This is a genomic window from Paenibacillus baimaensis (assembly GCF_025567575.1).
In genome coordinates this window covers 16,658-35,535 of record NZ_JAOQIO010000011.1, presented here as the reverse complement: position 1 = coordinate 35,535, position 18,878 = coordinate 16,658, and the positions used below count along the sequence as shown (strand labels likewise).

At 45.2% G+C, this 18,878-nt stretch carries 22 protein-coding genes and 1 pseudogene; 7 read left to right on the top strand and 16 right to left on the bottom strand.

Features of this window, described 5'->3' with window-relative positions:
• Positions 1 to 18: 18 nt before the first annotated feature.
• Positions 19 to 726 carry a glycosyltransferase family 2 protein gene (locus tag OB236_RS05655; RefSeq protein ID WP_076230451.1) on the bottom strand — a complete coding sequence of 236 codons (708 nt, stop codon included), beginning with the start codon at positions 724 to 726 and terminating at the stop codon, positions 19 to 21.
• A complete protein-coding gene (locus tag OB236_RS05650) occupies positions 699 to 1,970 on the bottom strand; it encodes a glycosyltransferase family 39 protein (RefSeq protein WP_262683146.1) in 1,272 nt (423 codons plus the stop codon). Before OB236_RS05650 ends, OB236_RS05655 begins: the two co-directional genes overlap by 28 nt.
• Before the next feature lie 318 nt (positions 1,971 to 2,288).
• Between OB236_RS05650 and OB236_RS05645 the strand changes: the two genes are divergently transcribed.
• Positions 2,289 to 2,570 (top strand): hypothetical protein, encoded by a 282-nt coding sequence (locus OB236_RS05645; protein ID WP_076230453.1) that lies wholly within the window; start codon positions 2,289 to 2,291, stop codon positions 2,568 to 2,570.
• Between the two features lie 53 nt (positions 2,571 to 2,623).
• Here OB236_RS05645 and OB236_RS05640 read toward each other — a convergent pair whose 3' ends face one another.
• The 4 genes from OB236_RS05640 to OB236_RS05625 form a co-directional block, all read right to left on the bottom strand.
• Positions 2,624 to 3,364, bottom strand: a complete 741-nt coding sequence (locus OB236_RS05640) for a bactofilin family protein (protein ID WP_262683145.1) — start codon at positions 3,362 to 3,364, stop codon at positions 2,624 to 2,626.
• A 27-nt stretch (positions 3,365 to 3,391) separates the two neighbouring features.
• The gene (locus tag OB236_RS05635) at positions 3,392 to 4,069 is read right to left on the bottom strand and encodes a polymer-forming cytoskeletal protein (protein WP_262683144.1); all 678 of its coding nucleotides are present in this window, start codon (positions 4,067 to 4,069) and stop codon (positions 3,392 to 3,394) included.
• Between the two features lie 15 nt (positions 4,070 to 4,084).
• Complete coding sequence (locus OB236_RS05630; protein ID WP_262683143.1) at positions 4,085 to 4,714, bottom strand: YhbD family protein; 630 nt, start codon at positions 4,712 to 4,714, stop codon at positions 4,085 to 4,087.
• A gap of 278 nt (positions 4,715 to 4,992) precedes the next feature.
• Positions 4,993 to 5,442, bottom strand: a complete 450-nt coding sequence (locus tag OB236_RS05625) for an SRPBCC family protein (RefSeq protein ID WP_262683142.1) — start codon at positions 5,440 to 5,442, stop codon at positions 4,993 to 4,995.
• Between the two features lie 143 nt (positions 5,443 to 5,585).
• Here OB236_RS05625 and OB236_RS05620 point away from each other — a divergent pair, with 143 nt between their 5' ends.
• On the top strand, positions 5,586 to 6,383 hold the full coding sequence (locus tag OB236_RS05620; RefSeq protein ID WP_262683141.1) for a helix-turn-helix domain-containing protein: 798 nt from the start codon (positions 5,586 to 5,588) through the stop codon (positions 6,381 to 6,383).
• 13 nt (positions 6,384 to 6,396) lie between these two features.
• Here the strand turns inward: OB236_RS05620 and msrA are convergent, their stop codons facing one another.
• The 7 genes and pseudogenes from msrA to OB236_RS05590 all read right to left on the bottom strand — a co-directional run bounded on the left by msrA (position 6,397) and on the right by OB236_RS05590 (position 12,808).
• Entirely contained in the window at positions 6,397 to 7,077 is a 681-nt protein-coding gene (gene msrA / locus OB236_RS05615; protein WP_262683140.1) for a peptide-methionine (S)-S-oxide reductase MsrA, read from the bottom strand.
• A 424-nt stretch (positions 7,078 to 7,501) separates the two neighbouring features.
• A complete protein-coding gene (locus tag OB236_RS05610) occupies positions 7,502 to 8,737 on the bottom strand; it encodes an MFS transporter (protein WP_262683139.1) in 1,236 nt (411 codons plus the stop codon).
• Between the two features lie 156 nt (positions 8,738 to 8,893).
• Positions 8,894 to 9,367 carry a MarR family transcriptional regulator gene (locus tag OB236_RS05605; protein ID WP_262683138.1) on the bottom strand — a complete coding sequence of 158 codons (474 nt, stop codon included), beginning with the start codon at positions 9,365 to 9,367 and terminating at the stop codon, positions 8,894 to 8,896.
• Positions 9,368 to 9,517: 150 nt separating this feature from the next.
• A pseudogene (locus OB236_RS40310) lies at positions 9,518 to 9,645 on the bottom strand (IS91 family transposase); the annotation flags it as partial.
• A gap of 195 nt (positions 9,646 to 9,840) precedes the next feature.
• Positions 9,841 to 11,361, bottom strand: coding sequence for a glycoside hydrolase family 88 protein (locus tag OB236_RS05600; protein ID WP_262683137.1), 1,521 nt, complete (start codon positions 11,359 to 11,361; stop codon positions 9,841 to 9,843).
• Positions 11,362 to 11,379: 18 nt separating this feature from the next.
• Positions 11,380 to 11,730: a Rieske (2Fe-2S) protein gene (locus OB236_RS05595; protein WP_076230470.1), complete on the bottom strand. Its 351-nt coding sequence runs from the start codon at positions 11,728 to 11,730 to the stop codon at positions 11,380 to 11,382.
• Between the two features lie 19 nt (positions 11,731 to 11,749).
• Entirely contained in the window at positions 11,750 to 12,808 is a 1,059-nt protein-coding gene (locus tag OB236_RS05590) for an amidohydrolase family protein (RefSeq protein WP_262683136.1), read from the bottom strand.
• A gap of 150 nt (positions 12,809 to 12,958) precedes the next feature.
• Here OB236_RS05590 and OB236_RS05585 point away from each other — a divergent pair, with 150 nt between their 5' ends.
• Positions 12,959 to 13,738, top strand: coding sequence for an AraC family transcriptional regulator (locus OB236_RS05585; RefSeq protein WP_262683135.1), 780 nt, complete (start codon positions 12,959 to 12,961; stop codon positions 13,736 to 13,738).
• Between the two features lie 64 nt (positions 13,739 to 13,802).
• Here OB236_RS05585 and OB236_RS05580 read toward each other — a convergent pair whose 3' ends face one another.
• Entirely contained in the window at positions 13,803 to 14,807 is a 1,005-nt protein-coding gene (locus OB236_RS05580; RefSeq protein ID WP_262683134.1) for an AraC family transcriptional regulator, read from the bottom strand.
• Between the two features lie 171 nt (positions 14,808 to 14,978).
• Here OB236_RS05580 and OB236_RS05575 point away from each other — a divergent pair, with 171 nt between their 5' ends.
• The 4 genes from OB236_RS05575 to OB236_RS05560 all read left to right on the top strand — a co-directional run bounded on the left by OB236_RS05575 (position 14,979) and on the right by OB236_RS05560 (position 16,778).
• On the top strand, positions 14,979 to 15,560 hold the full coding sequence (locus OB236_RS05575) for an NAD(P)H-dependent oxidoreductase (RefSeq protein ID WP_262683133.1): 582 nt from the start codon (positions 14,979 to 14,981) through the stop codon (positions 15,558 to 15,560).
• A 76-nt stretch (positions 15,561 to 15,636) separates the two neighbouring features.
• Positions 15,637 to 16,314 carry a Crp/Fnr family transcriptional regulator gene (locus tag OB236_RS05570; RefSeq protein ID WP_262683132.1) on the top strand — a complete coding sequence of 226 codons (678 nt, stop codon included), beginning with the start codon at positions 15,637 to 15,639 and terminating at the stop codon, positions 16,312 to 16,314.
• A 75-nt stretch (positions 16,315 to 16,389) separates the two neighbouring features.
• Positions 16,390 to 16,533, top strand: coding sequence for a hypothetical protein (locus OB236_RS05565; RefSeq protein WP_262683131.1), 144 nt, complete (start codon positions 16,390 to 16,392; stop codon positions 16,531 to 16,533).
• A gap of 20 nt (positions 16,534 to 16,553) precedes the next feature.
• Positions 16,554 to 16,778 (top strand): carboxymuconolactone decarboxylase family protein, encoded by a 225-nt coding sequence (locus OB236_RS05560; RefSeq protein ID WP_317259321.1) that lies wholly within the window; start codon positions 16,554 to 16,556, stop codon positions 16,776 to 16,778.
• A gap of 51 nt (positions 16,779 to 16,829) precedes the next feature.
• On the opposite strand, the gene OB236_RS05555 is transcribed toward OB236_RS05560, so the two are convergent.
• Complete coding sequence (locus OB236_RS05555) at positions 16,830 to 17,693, bottom strand: sugar phosphate isomerase/epimerase family protein (RefSeq protein ID WP_262683129.1); 864 nt, start codon at positions 17,691 to 17,693, stop codon at positions 16,830 to 16,832.
• The gene (locus OB236_RS05550) at positions 17,690 to 18,850 is read right to left on the bottom strand and encodes a Gfo/Idh/MocA family protein (protein WP_262683128.1); all 1,161 of its coding nucleotides are present in this window, start codon (positions 18,848 to 18,850) and stop codon (positions 17,690 to 17,692) included. The genes OB236_RS05555 and OB236_RS05550 overlap by 4 nt, the downstream gene beginning before the upstream one ends.
• Positions 18,851 to 18,878: the final 28 nt, after the last annotated feature.

Here is an 18,878-nt window from a genome sequence, read left to right as displayed (position 1 = left end):
CCACCCCCCGTAGCCCTTTCACCACCTTGTCCTAATATAGGAGAAAAAGATCGACACAATGACCTTAGTCATGTAATAAGGACTTTTGATCATAGATATGGAGGAAACGCCATGCTCCCGCTCCTTCATTTCAACACCGACCTCAGCTATACGAAGGCCATGTTTTTTGAGCAGAATAATCGCATCCGGCTCGGGATAATCATCAGGATAATATTTGGCCATGAGCGCGATACCATTCCGATTGTACATCCGAAATCCAGACGTACCATCCGTAATTTTGGCATTTATTAACATTCTGAATATGAGGTAAAACACCTTGATACCCATTCTCCGAAGCCAAGTGGTCCGAAAGGATTGAATATCGAGAAATCGGGAGCCGATCACCATGTCGCAGCTATTCGACACCATGGTATCGAACAGCTTCACTACCTCAGACGGAAGATGCTGCCCATCCCCATCGATTTGCACCATATAATCATAGCCATGGGTTAAGGCATATTTGAACCCGGTCTGCACAGCCCCGCCAATACCCAGGTTATAAGGAAGATCCACAACTTTGACACCCTCGGCTTTGCGAGCATTGATAGAGGTGCTATCGAGAGAGCAGTCATTCACTACCAGAATATCAGCAGAAGGAAGCGTCTTTCTGATATCCCAGATCACCCTCAAGATGTTGTTTTGTTCATTATAAGCTGGAACTACAATGAGTATTTTTGCTTGTTCCATAACAACTTCCCCGCATATTTTTTGGTAATCACAATGGCTCCCTTGATGATCCTGTCCCCACCATAAGCTGCCACAATCGCTACAAATGGCAAACCAGGGGCTCTATATCTATACATACCGTCAATGAAGAAAATAACACAAAATACGCACGAAGCCAGAATAGTGAGCCACAAGATGGATGCCTTTCTGGACAATCCATTTCGAATGGTGTAGACCAGTCCGGTCAAAAACATGAAAACAGGAAATGCATTCCAGGCAAATTTCATAATACCCCTAATATGGGTCAAATCCACATAGAATACCCATCTACCCAGCAAAGCCAGTGTTCTTTTGCCATACAAAATCATAATATTATCCCAGTTATGGTAAATAAAGCTGATAATGAGACTATTCCCGATATCTATAGTGTAATTGGGCTTATATTTATGATCGAATGGCGAAGCTCTGTCAAAAAGCCATCCCGTCGCATAAATATTGTATAAGACCTTTTTGGCGTTAAACTGCAGCGAAGCCACGAGCGGGTCCAATTTATTACTGGCAAACACAATCATGGCAATGAGAATGCCTGCAAGAACAATACTTCCAAGGGTCAAACCGTATTTTCTGACAAAGCCCATTATGGTTTGCTTGTTCAGGTTGATGAGCACATAGATCATAATAAAGCTTACTGTGATGATCCCTGCCGGTCTGAATATAAGCATATATACGGCTGTCGCGATAAAAATAATCTTGTAAACGTTCTTATTTGATTCATAAAACTTTAATAAGGAATAGATCGAGAGAAGCATGAGGCTGATGAAAAAGCTGTCCGTCAATATATACACAGACCATAAGGTAATGTCCCAAGAATATGCATAAAAAAGAGAAGCGATGATCGCCGTTGTCCGATTGAATATCATCTGTGAGATCTTATAGACCAGAATGACACTTAATGCGGCAGTGACCACCTGTATGAATATGACGGCAACAGGGTCTCTAAATATAGCGAGCATGACCGTTAGCAAGACATTGTATCCCAAATACAAAATGTCGTTCATATCCAGTCCAACTTTAAAATGCTCCATTAAGGAGTAAGCATAATCCAGGTACCATTGGGTGTCGTCCGATTGAGGAAAGCCTTTGCCAGAGGATAAGAGATAAAAGAAATACCGTAATCTTACCCATAAGGACAATAGGGCAAGTGGGAGGATATAAATGAGATCAAAATGTTTGTATTTGTGATAAATATAGTGTAATTGGCCCACTGTGCACATTGCTCCCAAATATAGCGTATGATTATAATGTAATGGTTCAATTATGACATATTCGACATATGAATCGCAAGCTATAAATATGAAAAAATTGTGCGAGTTATCTACATATTTTAAATGTCCAAGCCCCTTATTTCAGCAAGATGTTCGACAGTCGATGTACCGCTAATCAACTGCTTGTTACTCAAGCGAATGCCAATGTTCACCCAACGTTATCGAATCCATATGTCTGTAACATTTATCACTGCTCAGAGCACTCAATCCGGTATACAATCCTACATATCCCCGCACAAAGAAGGAGCGTGCCATAGTATGAAACAAGAACGCATTATCCATTTTAAAGTGATTCATCATGATGCAACCCGATTGGGCCGAGGCTTGCTATATCTGGATGGCAATCAGGAGCCTACGCTCGAGGATTACGAGCAATGTCTGAAGGCAAGCGGTCACGATGTGCATATCGAAAATGCAGACCAGCTCCTGTTCGTTGCGCATAAGCCAGATGAGGACTACAGGATCGAAGTCATCCCTAATTATGAACAAATGACCAGAGACATGCAAACGGAAAGTCTGGCCAAAAGCTTTTTGAAGTAACAAGCTTCATGCCCTAATCCTGTTCGCTCATCGCCGGCCGATATTATCGATCATTATACTTTGCGGTTCTCCTGTACGACTGCACCCTTTTGCTGCTCAAAATGACTCTTGTATTCCACAAGCCCAATCTCGCAGCCCGATCCGATGATCACATGATTTCCACGAACCACCTTGGCTTTTGTATTCATCAAGTGAACATGATCGCCTTCAATAACGTCAGCGGTGAGCAGAGCATGGGGTGATGGCTTAAAAAAGAAGCTGAAGGGATTAAATGTGCTGGCTCGGGTGACCCGTATTCGCTCACCACCGATTTCCCGGGCTTTGCAATCCCCATGCAGCTTGATGTCCAGTGTGCCAGCATTCAGCAAGCCTCCTATATGAAACATCCCGTGGGCATTGAATATTTCGGCTTCGCAATCACCATCCGTTTTCATCTCACCTTTCAGCACCAGCTGTTCACTGAACAGATTTCCCGCCGCTTCAATGGTTCCTGAGCATCGCAGTTCTTTCAATCTAACCGCCCCGCCAATGGCTGCAGTTCCGGATACCTTCATGCTATCCGCATCAAGATTGCCGGATAAGGTGCAGGTTCCCACCACATTTACCGCTCCGGATTTCAAGCTGCCTTCGATGTCCAGTGTGCCTACACATTTGAGCCGCGAACATTCCAGATCACCGTCAATCGCACCCTCACCTACGATAGAGACCCTATGATACAAGCCACCCGTTGTCGAGGAGCTGCCTGTAATCAATAGATTTTTTTTATTTAACTTATCCTTTGTGGAAGTTACCATGGGATTGCCTCCATTCTTTAGCATGAATTACAATTGCTCTAACCTTTCTACCTTTGACCCTTTATCCTGTTCAAATTTCCCTTTGTATTCAACCAAACCAATCTCACACCCCGGTCCGATAACTACATCCGTCCCTCTAACTGCCTTGGCTGTTGTATACTCGACATATATGGTGTCGCCTTCAATAGTTTGAGCCGTCAATTGGCTGCCGACTGGAATCGGTATCCATTTCAACCACTTCGTATAATCGATACCAGGCTGTTTGCGGATCTTGATATGCTCCCCGCCAATTTCCGCGATGTGACTCTGGCCTTGCAGCGTAACTTGTATACTCCCTGCATTGAGCGTACCCATCTGCAGCCTTCCGTTGGCATCAAATGTTTCCGATTCGCAGCCACCATTAACGGAAAGCATGCCATTTAAATGTAGATGATCACCTATCAGGTTCCCCTGCACAGTCAACTTGCCTTGAATTCGAATCCGCTCTGAATGAAGGTTACCCTCAACAAGCGCAGTTCCATTAATTTCGGCCTTGGATGACTGCACACTTCCATGAACATCTGCTTTTCCGTTAACAATAAAATCGGAGCAGTTCATATCCCCATTCACCTTGCCGATTCCATCAATTTTGGCTAAGCGGACAGTTCCCCCATTGGAAGAACCTATGCCGGACAAAATCAGATTACGTTTGCTTGGTGTTTCCATCGATTCCTACCTCCTTTACATCATTCCAATTGTGAGCTTTAACTCCTCAATACGTTTGGATATATTGTCCCTAAGGATGATTTTCACGCCGTTTTCAAAGTAAATTTCGCTTCCCGCAGCAACTAGAAGACAAGCGGAAACTCCCATTTTGCGAATAAACATCAAGTCACAATTTTTACCTTCAAACTTCGTATAGTGTTCACCAAAAGTTTGCAGCAAAATCTTCCCCTCATCCAGATTCAGCTCTCCTGATTGCAAGCAACGATCCAGCAAAAAAAGCGACAGGATTTGTTCAAATCTATATACATCCGAGCGGCCAATATACGGTTCAGCATATTCAATCGTTATCAAGGAAACAATGTTTCGTTCCACTAAATCAGTTTTGCTTATAGAAAGATCTGTAGGCACCGGGGAAAACATATTAGCCAGCTCATCTAACGATAAATCCTCCTTCATATCCAGGATTTTATCCATACGATCTAACATCTTTCGCTTCGGGAAAAATGTTTCTTGCCCTGTAAACGCCGATTTTCGAATAAACCACTCCTCAGGAACAAGATTTTTACGTTTCCATCGGTATAATTGACCATAGGATATCCCGGTTAGCTCTAATAGTTCTTTTTTGGATATCAATTCTTCTTCCATGGGGATCCCTCCATTCAAGAACAATATAACATAACATTGTTACGTTGTAAATCCGCTCCATTCACGATTAGTAATATTGCCTGTGGATATCCCTATCTGTGGATATGTGCAAAACATTTAGGGAACTTATATACAATAAATAGATGTAGGCTGTGAGCATTGTGGATAACTTTGTGGATGAATGGCAGCAAAGCATATTCTTCCGTTCCCGCTGCAAACAAAAAAGAACGCCTCTCAGGACGTTCCTTCTGAAATACATATGAAATTCCAGGAATTTTTTACCATCCAAAGTCTAATGTCTTTCCGGTTTCCGCCAGTGTCTTGACGTTGCTCAGGATCATCCACCAATGCTTCTCCGTGTCTGTATAGGAGGGGTGATTATCTGACCACTGGTCATTGATCAATGTCAGCTTTGTACAATTGCCTACCGTCTCTAATGTAAAGGTTACACGGGTTTCAAGCTCGGCATGATTAGCTCTATAGGAAGGCCCAGGATGCTCGGTACAGCTCAACTCTTTATAAAGCTCATATTTCAGTATGCTGCCATACACATGAACGGTCTCATCGCCATCGTTGCCTGGCCCCACGTATTCATAACGATCACCCTCTTGGAAGGTGGATCTGATCACGCAACCATAAAAGATTTTACGCGTTCCCTCCGGTGACATTAAAGTATTCCAGACTTTTTCAGGCTGTGCATCGATATAAAACTCATATTTGAGTTCCATGGTCTCACTCCTTCATCAATTTGAATGTTGTTGGCTGGGTCTGCGGGCTCGTCTAACCTTACCTGTCTGTGCTACTATAATTATAATTCATCCTGGGAGCCAAGTATGGTAAAAACGCGACAAGAAAACAAGGAGTGATTCATGTGAATGCAAATATTCCGCAGCCCAGTATGGGTATCTTGAACATAAATGGAAGCGAGGATAAATTTCGGCTTGTCCGTTATGCTCCCTCCGAGGAGATTGGTTTATTCGTCAAGCATTACTGGATCGTAAGCTGGGATTTAACGGGACAGGAGCCCTATTGGCAGGATGTCATTCCGAATCCTTGTGTGAATCTGGTCATTCAAAAAAACCATACAGGCATCTACGGAGCGGCCAAATATAAATATTCCAAGCTGTTGGAAGGGAAAGGATCTGTGTTTGGTGTAAAGTTCAAGCCGGGGGGATTTTATCCATTCATTAAGAAGTCCGTTTCCGAACTAGCTAGCCAGCCCCTGGATATTTCCAACGTTTTTGATGTAGAGACCCTTGCTGTAGAGGATGCCATTCTGTCTCAAGACGATGCTGGCAGCATGGTAGAACTGGCAGAAAGCTTTATTAAGCCCAAGCTGCCGGAAAAAGACGAAACGGTCGCCCTGATTAATCGGATCATAGACCGAATTGTGGACGAAAAGGAAATTACGAAGGTGGACGATATTTGTGCAAGCTTCGCCATCAACAAAAGACAGCTTCAGCGTATTTTCGATCAATACGTCGGCATAAGCCCCAAATGGGTGATCAAGCTATACCGACTGCAAAATGCTGCTGAAACCATCGATCACGATAGAAACTACGACCGATTGAAGCTATCGGCTGATCTCTGCTATCACGACCAATCGCATTTTATCAAAGATTTCAAAGCGATCATTGGCAAAACGCCAGACGCATATGCCAAGCAGTAACAATGGCAAAGGCTTACCAGCGAATTTGTGAGATCAGAGCGATCATCAACTTTTGGCTGCTCGGGCTTGTTGGCCACTGACGAATTTCGTTCTTGATGTGTTCCATGTTGGTATATCCTTTAGCCAATCCGTTCAAGCGAGCTGTCAGAGTGGCATTGTTAAGCTCCTCCTGAGTGGTGTACAAGGTTCTCAGCTTTTCAATCGCATTCGGAAATCTTTTCAGATAATATTTTTGATGTTTGTCCTCTGCAAGGTAAAATCGGGAATAAGGAGCTATCTCAGTTGCCGGCTCCCCCTTTCCGAGCGCCTTCCGTGTCCTGATGACGCGCTGTATCACCTCTTCCTGCAGCTCGTCGGCATACAATAGCAGCGACCTATACTGGTTTCCTTTGTAATCGTTAATATTGAACGGATTGTGGTTGTTCCAGAACACATCGAGGATTTCCTCAAACGTGATCTTCTCCGAATCAAAATCGATTTGGATCGTTTCGGTATGATCACCCATCTGACGGTAAGTAGGAGTTTCGGCAGTACCTCCTGCATATCCCACACGTGTTCGAATAACTCCTGGCAAATGGCCGAACAAGGCTTCAGGACTCCAAAAGCAACCCATACCGAGCGTAGTTGTCTGGATAGCACTCTCCGAAAAAGACGGCGCGAGAGCACTGCTCTGTAATTCCTCCAGCTTGTCCATAGCTGCCCTCCCTCCCATTCCACAAAATGAAATCATGCAGGTGACTCCGCTATAGGGTACCTACAAGCACGTTAGATCACTCACGGAATCAGAATCTTCACTTTCATAATTATAGCATGGTGTCTGTCCAGTCCCGAAATAAACTCAATCGGGCTTGAATAATATCAAATTATCTCGAATGAAAATTAACATGGCGACAACCTCCTATAGCCGCCGTATCCTAAAAAATGGCGCATTTATTACACCCTCATAAATCCTCTTTTTCAAAAGGACAACGGCGGTTTTGATTTGTTATTTTCAAAGCCGCCGTTTGGTCTTGCCGCTAAAATTACAGCAAAAAACTACTGCCAAAACTGCGTTTTACACAGGGCAAGTTGTTTTTACATTTTGCTCTATTGCATTGTCATTCAATATAAGTAAGTATTTACATATTTACATGCGTTCTCTTATACAAAACTGCTATTGCCGCTGCTATAAGGATCATACCCATAAAAGCGGGTGCGGCATGACCAAGTGATATATAGATTTGACCTCCAATGATAGGCCCAATCATTCTTGCTAAAGCCTGAATAGATTGGCTACCTCCTTGAATCCTTCCTTGTTCACTAGAATCAACAGACTTGGAGAGCATCCCATTGAATGAAGGCCCAAAGATCGAATCACCAAAACCAAATATAAACATTCCAACGATAACAAGAGGATAGAATGAGAACAAAGCCGATACTGCAATAAAACTGTAGCCTATTATCTCCGCAACCATTCCAAGAATTGCTATCTGTTTATCACTAAGTTTTTTCAAAAGCTTTGGCATTATAAAACCTTGTGAAATGATGTCCTGTAATCCCATAATTGAAAACATAAGTCCGATTAGTGCAGGATCCCAACTGAAAGTATCCATTGTAAATTGCGAAAAAACTGCCTGTAAAGATCCGTTGGGTATCCAAAGTAAGAACGCTGAGACAAGCAGCCTATTTAAGTTTTTCATGGAAAGTATGTTTGCAAGCTGTGTAAATGGATTCAACCTCACGAGAGTAATCTCTTTAAGTCTATTGTTCTTGTTAAGGCTCTCAGGCATAAAAAAATATCCATAAACAACATTCAATAAAGTGATTATTGCTCCAAAATACATGGGTGCAGAATAACCAAAGTTGGCAAGTAATCCGCCTAGAGTCGGGCCAATGACCACACCTACACCTACAACCGCACTCACCCATCCAAAGTATTTGGTTCTCTGTTCAGGAGGAATGATGTCTGCAAAATATGCGAAGATAGTGCTTACGCTCCCGCCTGTTATACCTTCTATTATGCGCCCAGCAAATAGTATCCATAGAGCTCCTCCTATGCCGAAAACTAAGTACCCGATTGCGGAACCCAAAAGGCATACTAAGAGCAATGGACGACGACCATATCTGTCGCTCAAAGCTCCAAGTGCGGGGGCCGCAAAAAACACGCAGATTGCATAAACAGAGGTCAGCAGCGTAACAACTATAACTTGTTCTCCCGGATTGCTTGTATAAGGCTGCACCAAGAATGGGACGACAGGTGTTATGATACTGAAGCCTATTCCACAAAGAAACACAGAGATAAGACCGAATATTAAAGCGTGCTTATCTACGGTTTGTGCTTTGTTCTGTTCATTGTGTGATTTAAATATGGACATTTAAATTCTCTCCTCAAAAGTTATATCTTTGATTCCTTGGAAACAAAATCATCGTATCCCAATTTTGTTTCCCTGTCAACAAATTAATGACAATAAAAAGGCAGCCCGTTCTCAATAGAGCCCGGCTGCCTGTGGTTACATTTTCATTATTCAAATTTATTCAGACTTCATATCTATACCCAGTTTCTTTATTTCTGCATCCAAATGCCTACTATACTTTTCCAGGAAGCTAAGCATACTATCAAATTGTTCCTCGGTTACCTGCTCAAATACGGCTTTATCCCGCTCTTGAAACTCTTTGTGCAGGTCCTCATGGATTTTATAAATTACTTTCCCTTGCTCAGTAAGCCTAAAATAGATTTCTTTCTTGTTATCCGACTTCTGGTAGCTTTCGATAAGGCCTTTTTTTATGAGCTTCTTAGTCATTTTACTTATGGCACCGCGAGTCATATAAAAGGACTCCGCAAGTTTTGTCACGTTGGAATCTACATTTCTTTCAATGTATTCGATGCAATGTACTTCAGAAGACTTATAACCCTTAAGACTGTCTTCCATCTTATCCTTATTAAGCCAAACCATCTTGTTATATAAGTCCCTGAAACCCATTATGACCTGTTCTTCTTTGTTCATGGCCTGTCCTCCCACCCGTTGATGCATTAACAATATTAAAATAATTATTTTTAAAGTGGAATTGACCTTGTTCCTGGATATTCTATTCATAGGAAGCTCTTGATCCGCCGCGAGTAAACCCCATAGTAACGGATCGTCTTAAAGTTCTCATCCGCATTTGCGGAACTTCTCTACTTCCTTCAGAACATCGGGACGAAGTTTATCCTTGTATTTTTTACAAATTCATCCCAATGTCCTCGCTCGTCAAAGATAATTCGTTTCAGAATGTTCGTCTCCATACCTCTACCTTACCAAAAACAAAAACAGAGTGGTAGTCCTACTCCCACTCCGAAAATTTATAAATTGTATAATGTTAAGAATAACCCAGCCTGCGGCTCAGTTCTTGTCTAAACCCGAAACGTGGGTGCGTTGGCGAGGACATGGGTATGTGGTTTTATCTTCTACCCCTTACCCCTAAGTCTATCGTCGATCCGTTATTCATAATCGCGGACCCCTATGTCATCGCTCAGCCGCGAACCTAACGCAGACAATCGTGCATCAGAATGAATCGCCGCATACAGCTGTGCCATCAAGCCCATCCCCATTTGCGATAGTACACGGTAACCACCGCGCTGCAATTCCAGGCCTCCGGCATTATGCTGGGCCACACCCGACAGGATACCGTCCGGTGTCAAATAGGTTGCCAGCACGTTCAGGCTCTCCGCTGCCACGACCGCATACGACTCTTGCAGCAGGCCATGCTTGGCACAAAGGGCAATCGCTGCCGCAATGCCAGCCGAACCGGATGTCTCAATACCCGTTTCCGGTTCATCCAGGAAGCAGGTCCACAGCCCTTCCGGCTGCCGCCAGGAAAGTGCCGCTTTGGCGACGCGGCGGAGCTCTTCTTCGATTTCGCTTACACCCGGCAGAGAGGCGTAACGAGACGTCTTCAACTCAATCCATGTTTGGGTCATGCCCAGCATGTACCACGCAAATGCGCGCGACCAGCTGCGGAACGTATGGGTTTGTGATTGCTGAAAATATCTTAAGTAAATGTGGTTGCCATCAGCCAAGCAATCACGACGCAGCAGGAGCTGCTGAATAGCCTGCTCTGCAAGATCCTGTCGGTTCAACCTTGATGCAATAGCCGCCAGCGGATAGGCCACTGTATAAGCCCCTTCCGCAGTCACCGCGTCACCATCGATGACGAGTCCTCCGGCAGCTGTATCCGTGCCTCTTGAGCTCCAGAATTCCAGCGCCCCCGTGACGATCGAATGATCCGGCCATACCTTAACAATGACGGCCAAGGGCAATGTGGCTTCGATCGTTGTAAATGAGCCATCTGCCTTCCTGCCGTGAAGATCCTCGTAATGCAGATTGCCTTCACTATCCAGGAATTGTCCAAGATGAGCCTCGATCACTTGATCAATCCGCTGCGCGCCCAGCACGTTGCGCATCGCATAAATGCCATCCAGCACACAGCCTTCAAGCCAACCGAAGGGCTGCAGGGATGACAACGATGATACACTATCCAAATAATGCTTCATGGGCTGTTGATCGTCGCCAATCAACAGATGCGGAGCATACAATTTGCGCGAGATGTCGCCCTCCAGCGCATCAAAAATCCACAACGGCCATTCTCCCTCGTCCACCCTGATACCGACGCCCTGACGCAGTACGGCTTCTGTCTGTTCGGCAGTAAGCGCAAGCTCAAAGGGCTGAAATACATAGGCGTAACGAATATCAATATGGCCTAACACGGAGCCCGTTTCCGGCAAAAATACTTCTATAAGCTTGGCGTCTCTGTAATCCAGAGCAACCGTGATACGAAGTCGGGATGGTGCCGGGAGCTTGCGTGCTATATAATCCCCGGTGTCCGGCCATTCCAACTGCAGCGGCTCGTTAACAACAGGGACAGCTGACCATCCGTGAGGCAATCGTTTGCCTTCAGGCAACAATCTGTCCGGCGCGTTCATAATCCGCGCCGGATAATAATCTGGAGATTCCAAACTCAATGCAATCGCTCCCCTGCTTTATATGATAATGCCTATTTTGCCTTCATCGACTTGGACTTTATAGCTTCTTGTGCGTACCTTTTCATCGAAAACCGACTTGCCTGTTTTGATGTCGAACTCCCACCCGTGCCAAGGACAGCGTACCAGCTCTCCCTTGCGTCCAAATTCATATTCATACACATTCGAGGGCAGCGTGGTTCCGCAGACAGGCCCTTTACACAATGGTGCTCCTTCATGCGGACAACGGTTATGCAGCGCATAATACGCCTCGCCAATACGATATATACCAATTGACCGACCTTCGACGTCAACAATCTTACTCTTGCCCTCTTCAATTTCATCTGCTTGAGCCACATAATGAATCGCCATATGAGTTAAATCCCTCCTGCTAGATTTTATATAACGTTTTGGCGTTGGTGTTAAATATTTTCGTCCGCGCTTCAGGACTTAGCCGTTTCAATATTTCTGTCGGCATATCATTGTCCCAGTGCGGATAATCGCTTGAGAACATCAGGATGTTCTCGGCATCGATCATATCGAAAATGGAGATCAATTCCTGCGGTTCTTGAGGCTCCTCAATGGGTTGGGTTGAGAACATACAATGATCACGTATATAGGCACTCGGCATTCGCTTCAGCCAAGGTACGGAGGAACGCAGTCCTTTATAATTTTTATCCAGACGCCACATCAAGTGCGGCAGCCACGCAATTCCGCCCTCCAGCATGACGAATTTTAAATTGGGGAATTTCTCGAACACACCTTCGCAGACCAAGCTGACCAAATGCGCCATATAATTTTGCGACAAGCAGGTATGCCATTCGAGATAACGTGTAGGATAACCGGCTGGAGTTGGAGGCGGAGTCCCACCCGCTCCTTCGCCGCCTGGATGAATCGCAACCGGGAGACCATGTCGTGAAGCAGCCTCATAGATCGGATGAAATTGGCGCTGACCGAGCGGTGCACGCTGGGCACTGCCCATCAGCACCTGCACCATGCTTGGATGCCCGGCCAGACGGTCGATCTCCTTGGCAGCCAAAAGCGGATCCTGCGGCGCTACGGTAATCGAACCCCGAAAGGCATCATTCTTCGATAACCAATCGGCAATAATGTGATCGTTGTAGGCCGAAGCGATAGCGGCAGCATAATCGGGATCATGCATCGTTGAAATATTGGTCATATTGCCTGTTAAAATAACATGTTCCATGTTGAACTGCTGCATCAGATCTTGAACAAGAAAATCGGGATCAGAAGCTGATGGGCCACCAGAAGGCGGCATGCAGTCCTTACGCACGACTCCAACAGGGGACATATAACCGTGACCTGGCATACCGATTCCCGATGCAGCTACCCGGGTTCTCCATGGTTCAGGTAAATAGGGTACAAGCTCTAGCGGGCTCTTCAGGTCATTATGCACATCGACATCAATAATTCGTAAATCCTTATCCATGTATTAGACACCTCTCCTGCAAGTTATTACCTCTATGCACTATAGGTTCTATTGTAAAATCATTGATTTCGAATTACGATTGGTAATCATACACTTTTTTTAACGATTCAACGATTATGGTTAGGATCATTAAATAGGAGGGCATCTATTTTGAAAATCGAGCATATCTATTTCGATCAATCGAACGGAACCAACTGGAAAGTCGGTTTAGCTCCGACCCGACATCATATCCTTTTCCTTGTTGTCAAAGGCAAAGTTCATTACCATATCGATGGCACTACCGTCACGCTTGGAAAAGGAGAGGGGTTATTTATGCCGCAGGGTACACTGCGTTCTGCAGAAAGCGATGTGACAGATCCGCAGCAAATGTATTCCATGCATTTTAGCGATTTACCTCCGGAGCAGCTCGCCTATTTCATGGATGAGCCATACAAAATCATACGTCCGCTCGGTAACGATTACCTTAAACAGCGTATGTCTGTGCTTCATGAATGCTGGATCGGAAAGATGCCCTGTTATGAAATGATCTCCAAGGGCATCCTGATGGAAATTTTGGGGATGATTCAGCGCGAGCTGGTCTCCGGTGGAATCCCTTCCTCCAGACGTAATCTGGCGATTCGTGTGCAGCAATATATTGTACAAAATTACCGCAGTCAGCTCCGTTTAAAAGAGCTCGCCGAACACGTCGACCGGAGCCCAAATTACATTTCCAATGTTTTTAAAGAAGTGACCGGATGGACCCCCGTGGAGTACATGCATGAAGTACGCATTGCTGCAGCCAGAGAACTGCTGTTAACCACAAATATGACGATTGGAGAAATCTCCGAATCGCTCGGCTACTGCGACCAGACCTATTTCAACTATATATACAAGAAGATTGTAGGCCATCCACCGTCACACTTGCTGAAAACCGGATATACAACGAGCTGATGAGTGTCTTGTCGAGAAGGATGGGGATAGGGGATTCGGAGTTTTGAGCCTGTTGCGAGTAAGCTTACGCACGCTGCCGGTATTCCCCGGGCGCCACATTCGTCCATTTACGGAAGGTTGTCTGAAACGCACTCGGCTCGGAGAAATGCAGTAGATATGCAATCTCTGCAATTGAATATTCTTGCTGAGCTAAATAACGGATAGCGAGCTCCTTGCGGATTTCATTTGCCAAGCGATTATACGAGGTTCCCTCTGCTTTCAACCGGGACTGCAGCGTTCTTACACTCATATGCAGCTCCTTGGCGGCCTCCTGTAGGGTTGGAAAATGGGAAGGCATGCATTCAATGATCCACCTGCTCAGCTTGACTTTTAGGTCGGAGCCCATAGTTAGCTTAACTCTAACCTCCTCTGCCATCGCTTTAAAAACCCCCAGCAGTCTCGCATCTGAACCTATTACCGGATAATCCAGCATCTCTTTACTGAACCGCAGTGTATTGGCTTGCTGATGAAATTGAGGAACAACCCCCAGAACAGTCGAATACTCATCCATCACAGCTGGTGGGTCGTACATGAATTGAACCGCTCTAATCGGGATCACTCTGCAGCTTAATCCGAGCAGTATCTGGTAAAAGGATACCGTCATGTCCTCAACGCAGTGTCGGCTCGGCACTTCTGGAGAATTGTTGAGGAACAAGGAAATAACGACATCCTCCCCTTCAATGTCGATATCAGCATTGAACCCGCTGCAGACGATAAAGTTATATTTTTGATAGGCCGACAGCGCTTGACCCAAGGTCTTGGAATGCAGCATGACATAACCGAGCACGCCTAAGTCGGAAATCCCCATGCGCTGGCCCTGATGCAGTCCAAACATGTCATCCCCTGTATATTGGGCAGCCGCCTTCACCATTCGCTCAAATTCCTCTTGCGCAATGCGCACCTCCTCCCTCAACAACAGGCTCGCATCGATTTCTGCATATGTGCAAAAGGCGTCCCAATCATATCCGCCTAAAACCAGTGACTTCATAATCGGAAACAGAAGAGATACAGAAACACCCTGTGTATTCATCCAACCCACTACTCCTTTGCATAAAAAATCAATATCTTTGCGTATTTCATCATGGGTAATTACAGCATCCGAGCTTATCATTACACTATAGCTATCTTATCACGGACATCCTGCAAAGTGGAGCGATGCGGCTGCTCTCGTGTATCCACATACAAACGAGGAGGAATTATTTTGAAAAACAATATTGCTGTTATCATTGGCCACCCCTATCCCAAAAGCTATTGCAATGCATTAGCACAGGCTTACACGAAAGGTGCTATCAGCAGCGGCGCAGACGTTCGTATCCTCGATCTCGCCCAGATCAGCTTTGACCCCAATTTGAAATACGGTTATCATCAACGGACCGAGCTGGAGCCTGATCTGCTAGCTGCTCAGGAGACGCTCCGCTGGGCTGATCATCTCGTATTTGTATATCCGAACTGGTGGGGCACGATGCCAGCAATCCTGAAAGGCTTCATTGACCGGGTGTTTTTACCTGGCTTTGCTTTCAAATCCAAGCCAGATTCTGTGATGGTCGAGAAGCTGATGAAAGGGAAATCCGCTCGTCTTATCGTCACTATGGATTCCCCGCTCTGGTATTACCGTCTGTTCATAAGAAGAGCAGGTCATCATATCATGAAGAGTGTCGTCCTGCAATTTTGCGGCATCCATCCTGTAGCCATTACCGAAATGGGAATGGTAAAAACAACCTCTGCGGAAACAAGGGAAAAGTGGCTTCGGAAGGTGGAGGCGCTGGGCAACAAGAGAGCATGACCCACAATCGGGAAACAGGTGATTAGGAAGTTGTGGAGAAATATTTAAGTGACCGCTACGCCTAAGGAGCCGATGTATGACTAATCTGAATGATCAACAACGGGATCACATTCAACAAGTCTTCCCCGTTTTTTCTCACGTTCCCGATGAAAGCTGGGATTTGGCACAACTCGTTCGCGTCACTTCCTCCACTCCACACTCGATTCGGGAAGGCCATATGCTTCAACATGCGATGTTTATTATGGATGGTTGGATTCGAGTTTTCAAAATAAGCTCATCAGGCAAAGAAATTACTTTGTATCGCGTGGGCAGCGGTCAGTGCTGTGTGCTTATGATGGCAAGTATATTAGGGGAAACGGAATACGAAGCGTCGGTTTCGATCGAGGCCGCGACTGAGGTTCTACTGCTCCCGGTCGCACAATTCAGGACTTGGATGAACACCCACCAACCGATACGGCAATATATTTTCAAGCAATTTATTGACCGGATGACGAATGTCACTCATCTGCTTGAAAATGTTGCCTTTCAATCGATTCCTTATCGGATTGCGGAATATTTGCTATTGCAGTCTGCACAAACTTCAAGCGTGTTCATCACCCATGAACGGCTGGCGGTTGAATTGGGATCCTCCCGCGAGGTCATTACCCGCACCTTAAAGGATTTGGCAGCTAAAAAAGCTATCGTTTTGGGCAGAGGAAGGATCACCATTTCCGATCGCTCTATACTCAATCTCATCATCAATCCACTTTTGTGACTAAGTCACTGAAGCTGCAGCCGGATTCCCATACAATCAAGCATAGCTTCACCAAAATTGTATGGGAGGTACACGATGAAACCTTATTATGACCGCTCCAATCTGGAGCGAATTCCCGAGCTGATGCAGCTTGCCCCACAAGCCGCGGCTTCCTTTTTGACCTTTGAGAAAGATGTCTTTCATGCCACCAATGCGATTCCTTTGAAAATGAAGAGCTGATTGCCATCGCCATTGCTCATGTGACCGGATGCCCCTACTGTATTGATGTGCACGTAAAAAAATGCAAAGCCCTCGGAGGTACACAGGAGGAAATGTTGGAGGCGATTATGATCGCAGCCTCTACGCGGGCAGGTGCCATTCTCAGTCATGCGACACATGCCTTAATATCCTTTGAGGAGCAGTCCCATCCTCCCACCCACAAGTCAACGGATTCACCCTCCTCCGCACCTGACTGCTTCTGCTGAACGACATACTAAAAAGGCTGCCATGCGGCAGCCCTCTAAATTAGTACAAATTTAAAACCAGTCGGCATAACCCATCTTTCTCAGGTTGTCCCCGGATGTCTTCAAGCAATCAAACGGATCACGTCCGTATACATCATCCTGCTCTACCAGAAAATACTGTGAGCCGCTCTCAAGACCGGCTTCAATAATACCTTTCATATCCAGGTTACCTTCGCCAACCTCGGCAAATTCAACTACATTCGTGAAAGCTTGCATGAACTTACCCATATCCAGACTGCCTGCTAATACGCTCATATCGATCTGACCGATTCGATAGTCCTTCAAATGCAATAAGGCGATACGTCCTGCATATTTCTTTATAAACGTTATAGGATTTTCCCCACCTCTTTGAATCCAGTGAATATCAAATTCAAAGCCAAGATGCGTTGTATTGTTTTTGATAATATCCATCAAATATTCGCCATCATATTTTTGAAACTCGATATGGTGGTTGTGATAATATAATTCGATTCCATGCTCGACTAGTTGGGCTGCGACACCATCTGCTTTTTTGACAAATTCCATGATCTTATCTTTATTCCCAATGGTTGTTAAGGGAAGCATCCCTATACGTAAAAACTTGCAGTCTAAGGTTTTGCAGTCATTTACAATTTTATCGAAATCAGCAGCCAAGGTTTCGCCAGGCATACCGGGCATCATCGGCTCCAGAGCGGCAGAAAGTGAAGCGATTTGAATATCGAAATCTGCACTGGCTCTCTTGAGCTCGGATACATTGTCAGCCGTCATCGGAATTTGAGAAACCTCTACACAGTGATACCCAAGCTCATTTATTTTTCTCATCGTCTCATACACACCGATTTGCTCCACTTTCCCTTTGAGCATCATCATTTGAACACCGAATTTACCCTTTTTCATTGAGATACCTCCATTTGTTGTTCTTCTTCAATCTTTTTATTTAATTCAGCTACGTATTGCTCCTCATCGAATGGAATCTCGACTTCTTGACCCAAAAATCCCGATAGATGGATCGCGTTCGCCAGCCTGACTCCATGAATACCCTCGCTGCCTGCTGCAATTAAAGGTGTGCCATCATTAATATTCGCAGCGAAGTTTTCCAATACGGCGATATGCTGAGCGCCCCATACACTTTCAAATTCAAGCACTTCTTCGCTGTAGATTTCAGATGCGCTTTGACCCATGAAAATTTTCATCACATCCTGCATGCTCATTGTCGAACTCATTTCAGGCTCGGGCTTCATAAGTCGTTTGATCGTAATCCTCTTGCTGTCATCCACGACGATTTTACCTTTATCGCCTAAAATCTCAAACCTATCCGTACCGAGAACATCATGCGTGCACGTAATAAATACGCCTGTCGCCCCATTCTCGTAATCAAACATCGCGGTAACTTCATCTTCAACGGTAATCGTTCTTTGATAGCCGTATTTTACATTCGCATATACCTTCTTCGGCATTCCGCAAATCCACTGCAGCAAATCCAATTGATGCGGCGCCTGGTTGACAAGCACACCTCCGCCCTCGCCTTTCCAGGTTGCTCTCCACTCACTCTGATCGTAGTAGCCCTGCGGTCTCCACCAGGTTGTAATCAACCAGTTCGTCCGGCGAATCTCGCCAATTTCATCCTGATCAATCAACTCTTTCAGCTTCTGGTACAACGGATTTGTCCTCTGATTGAAGAAAATTGCAAAGGTCAGCTCAGGTTTGGTCGCTGCAAAATCGTTTAATTCTTGGACCTGCTTCGTATAAACACCTGCCGGCTTTTCCACCAGGGCGTGTATGTCTCTCTTGAGTGCCTCGATTCCCATCTCCGGGTGCAAATAATGCGGTACACACGTCACAATAGCATCAACATCTCCGCTCTCCAGCATGTCGATATAGTTGTCATAGAACGGGATGCCCGGATACTTGTCTGCGCACAAGGCTTTTTTGGCTGGGTCTATGTCACAGATCGCACCGATCACCATGCCCTTCACTTTGCCATCTGCCAAAAATCCAGCATATAATCCACCTTCTGCTCCCAAACCGATAATTCCCATTTTTACATTTTTCATTACTTTTTTCCTCACTCTCTATAGTTAT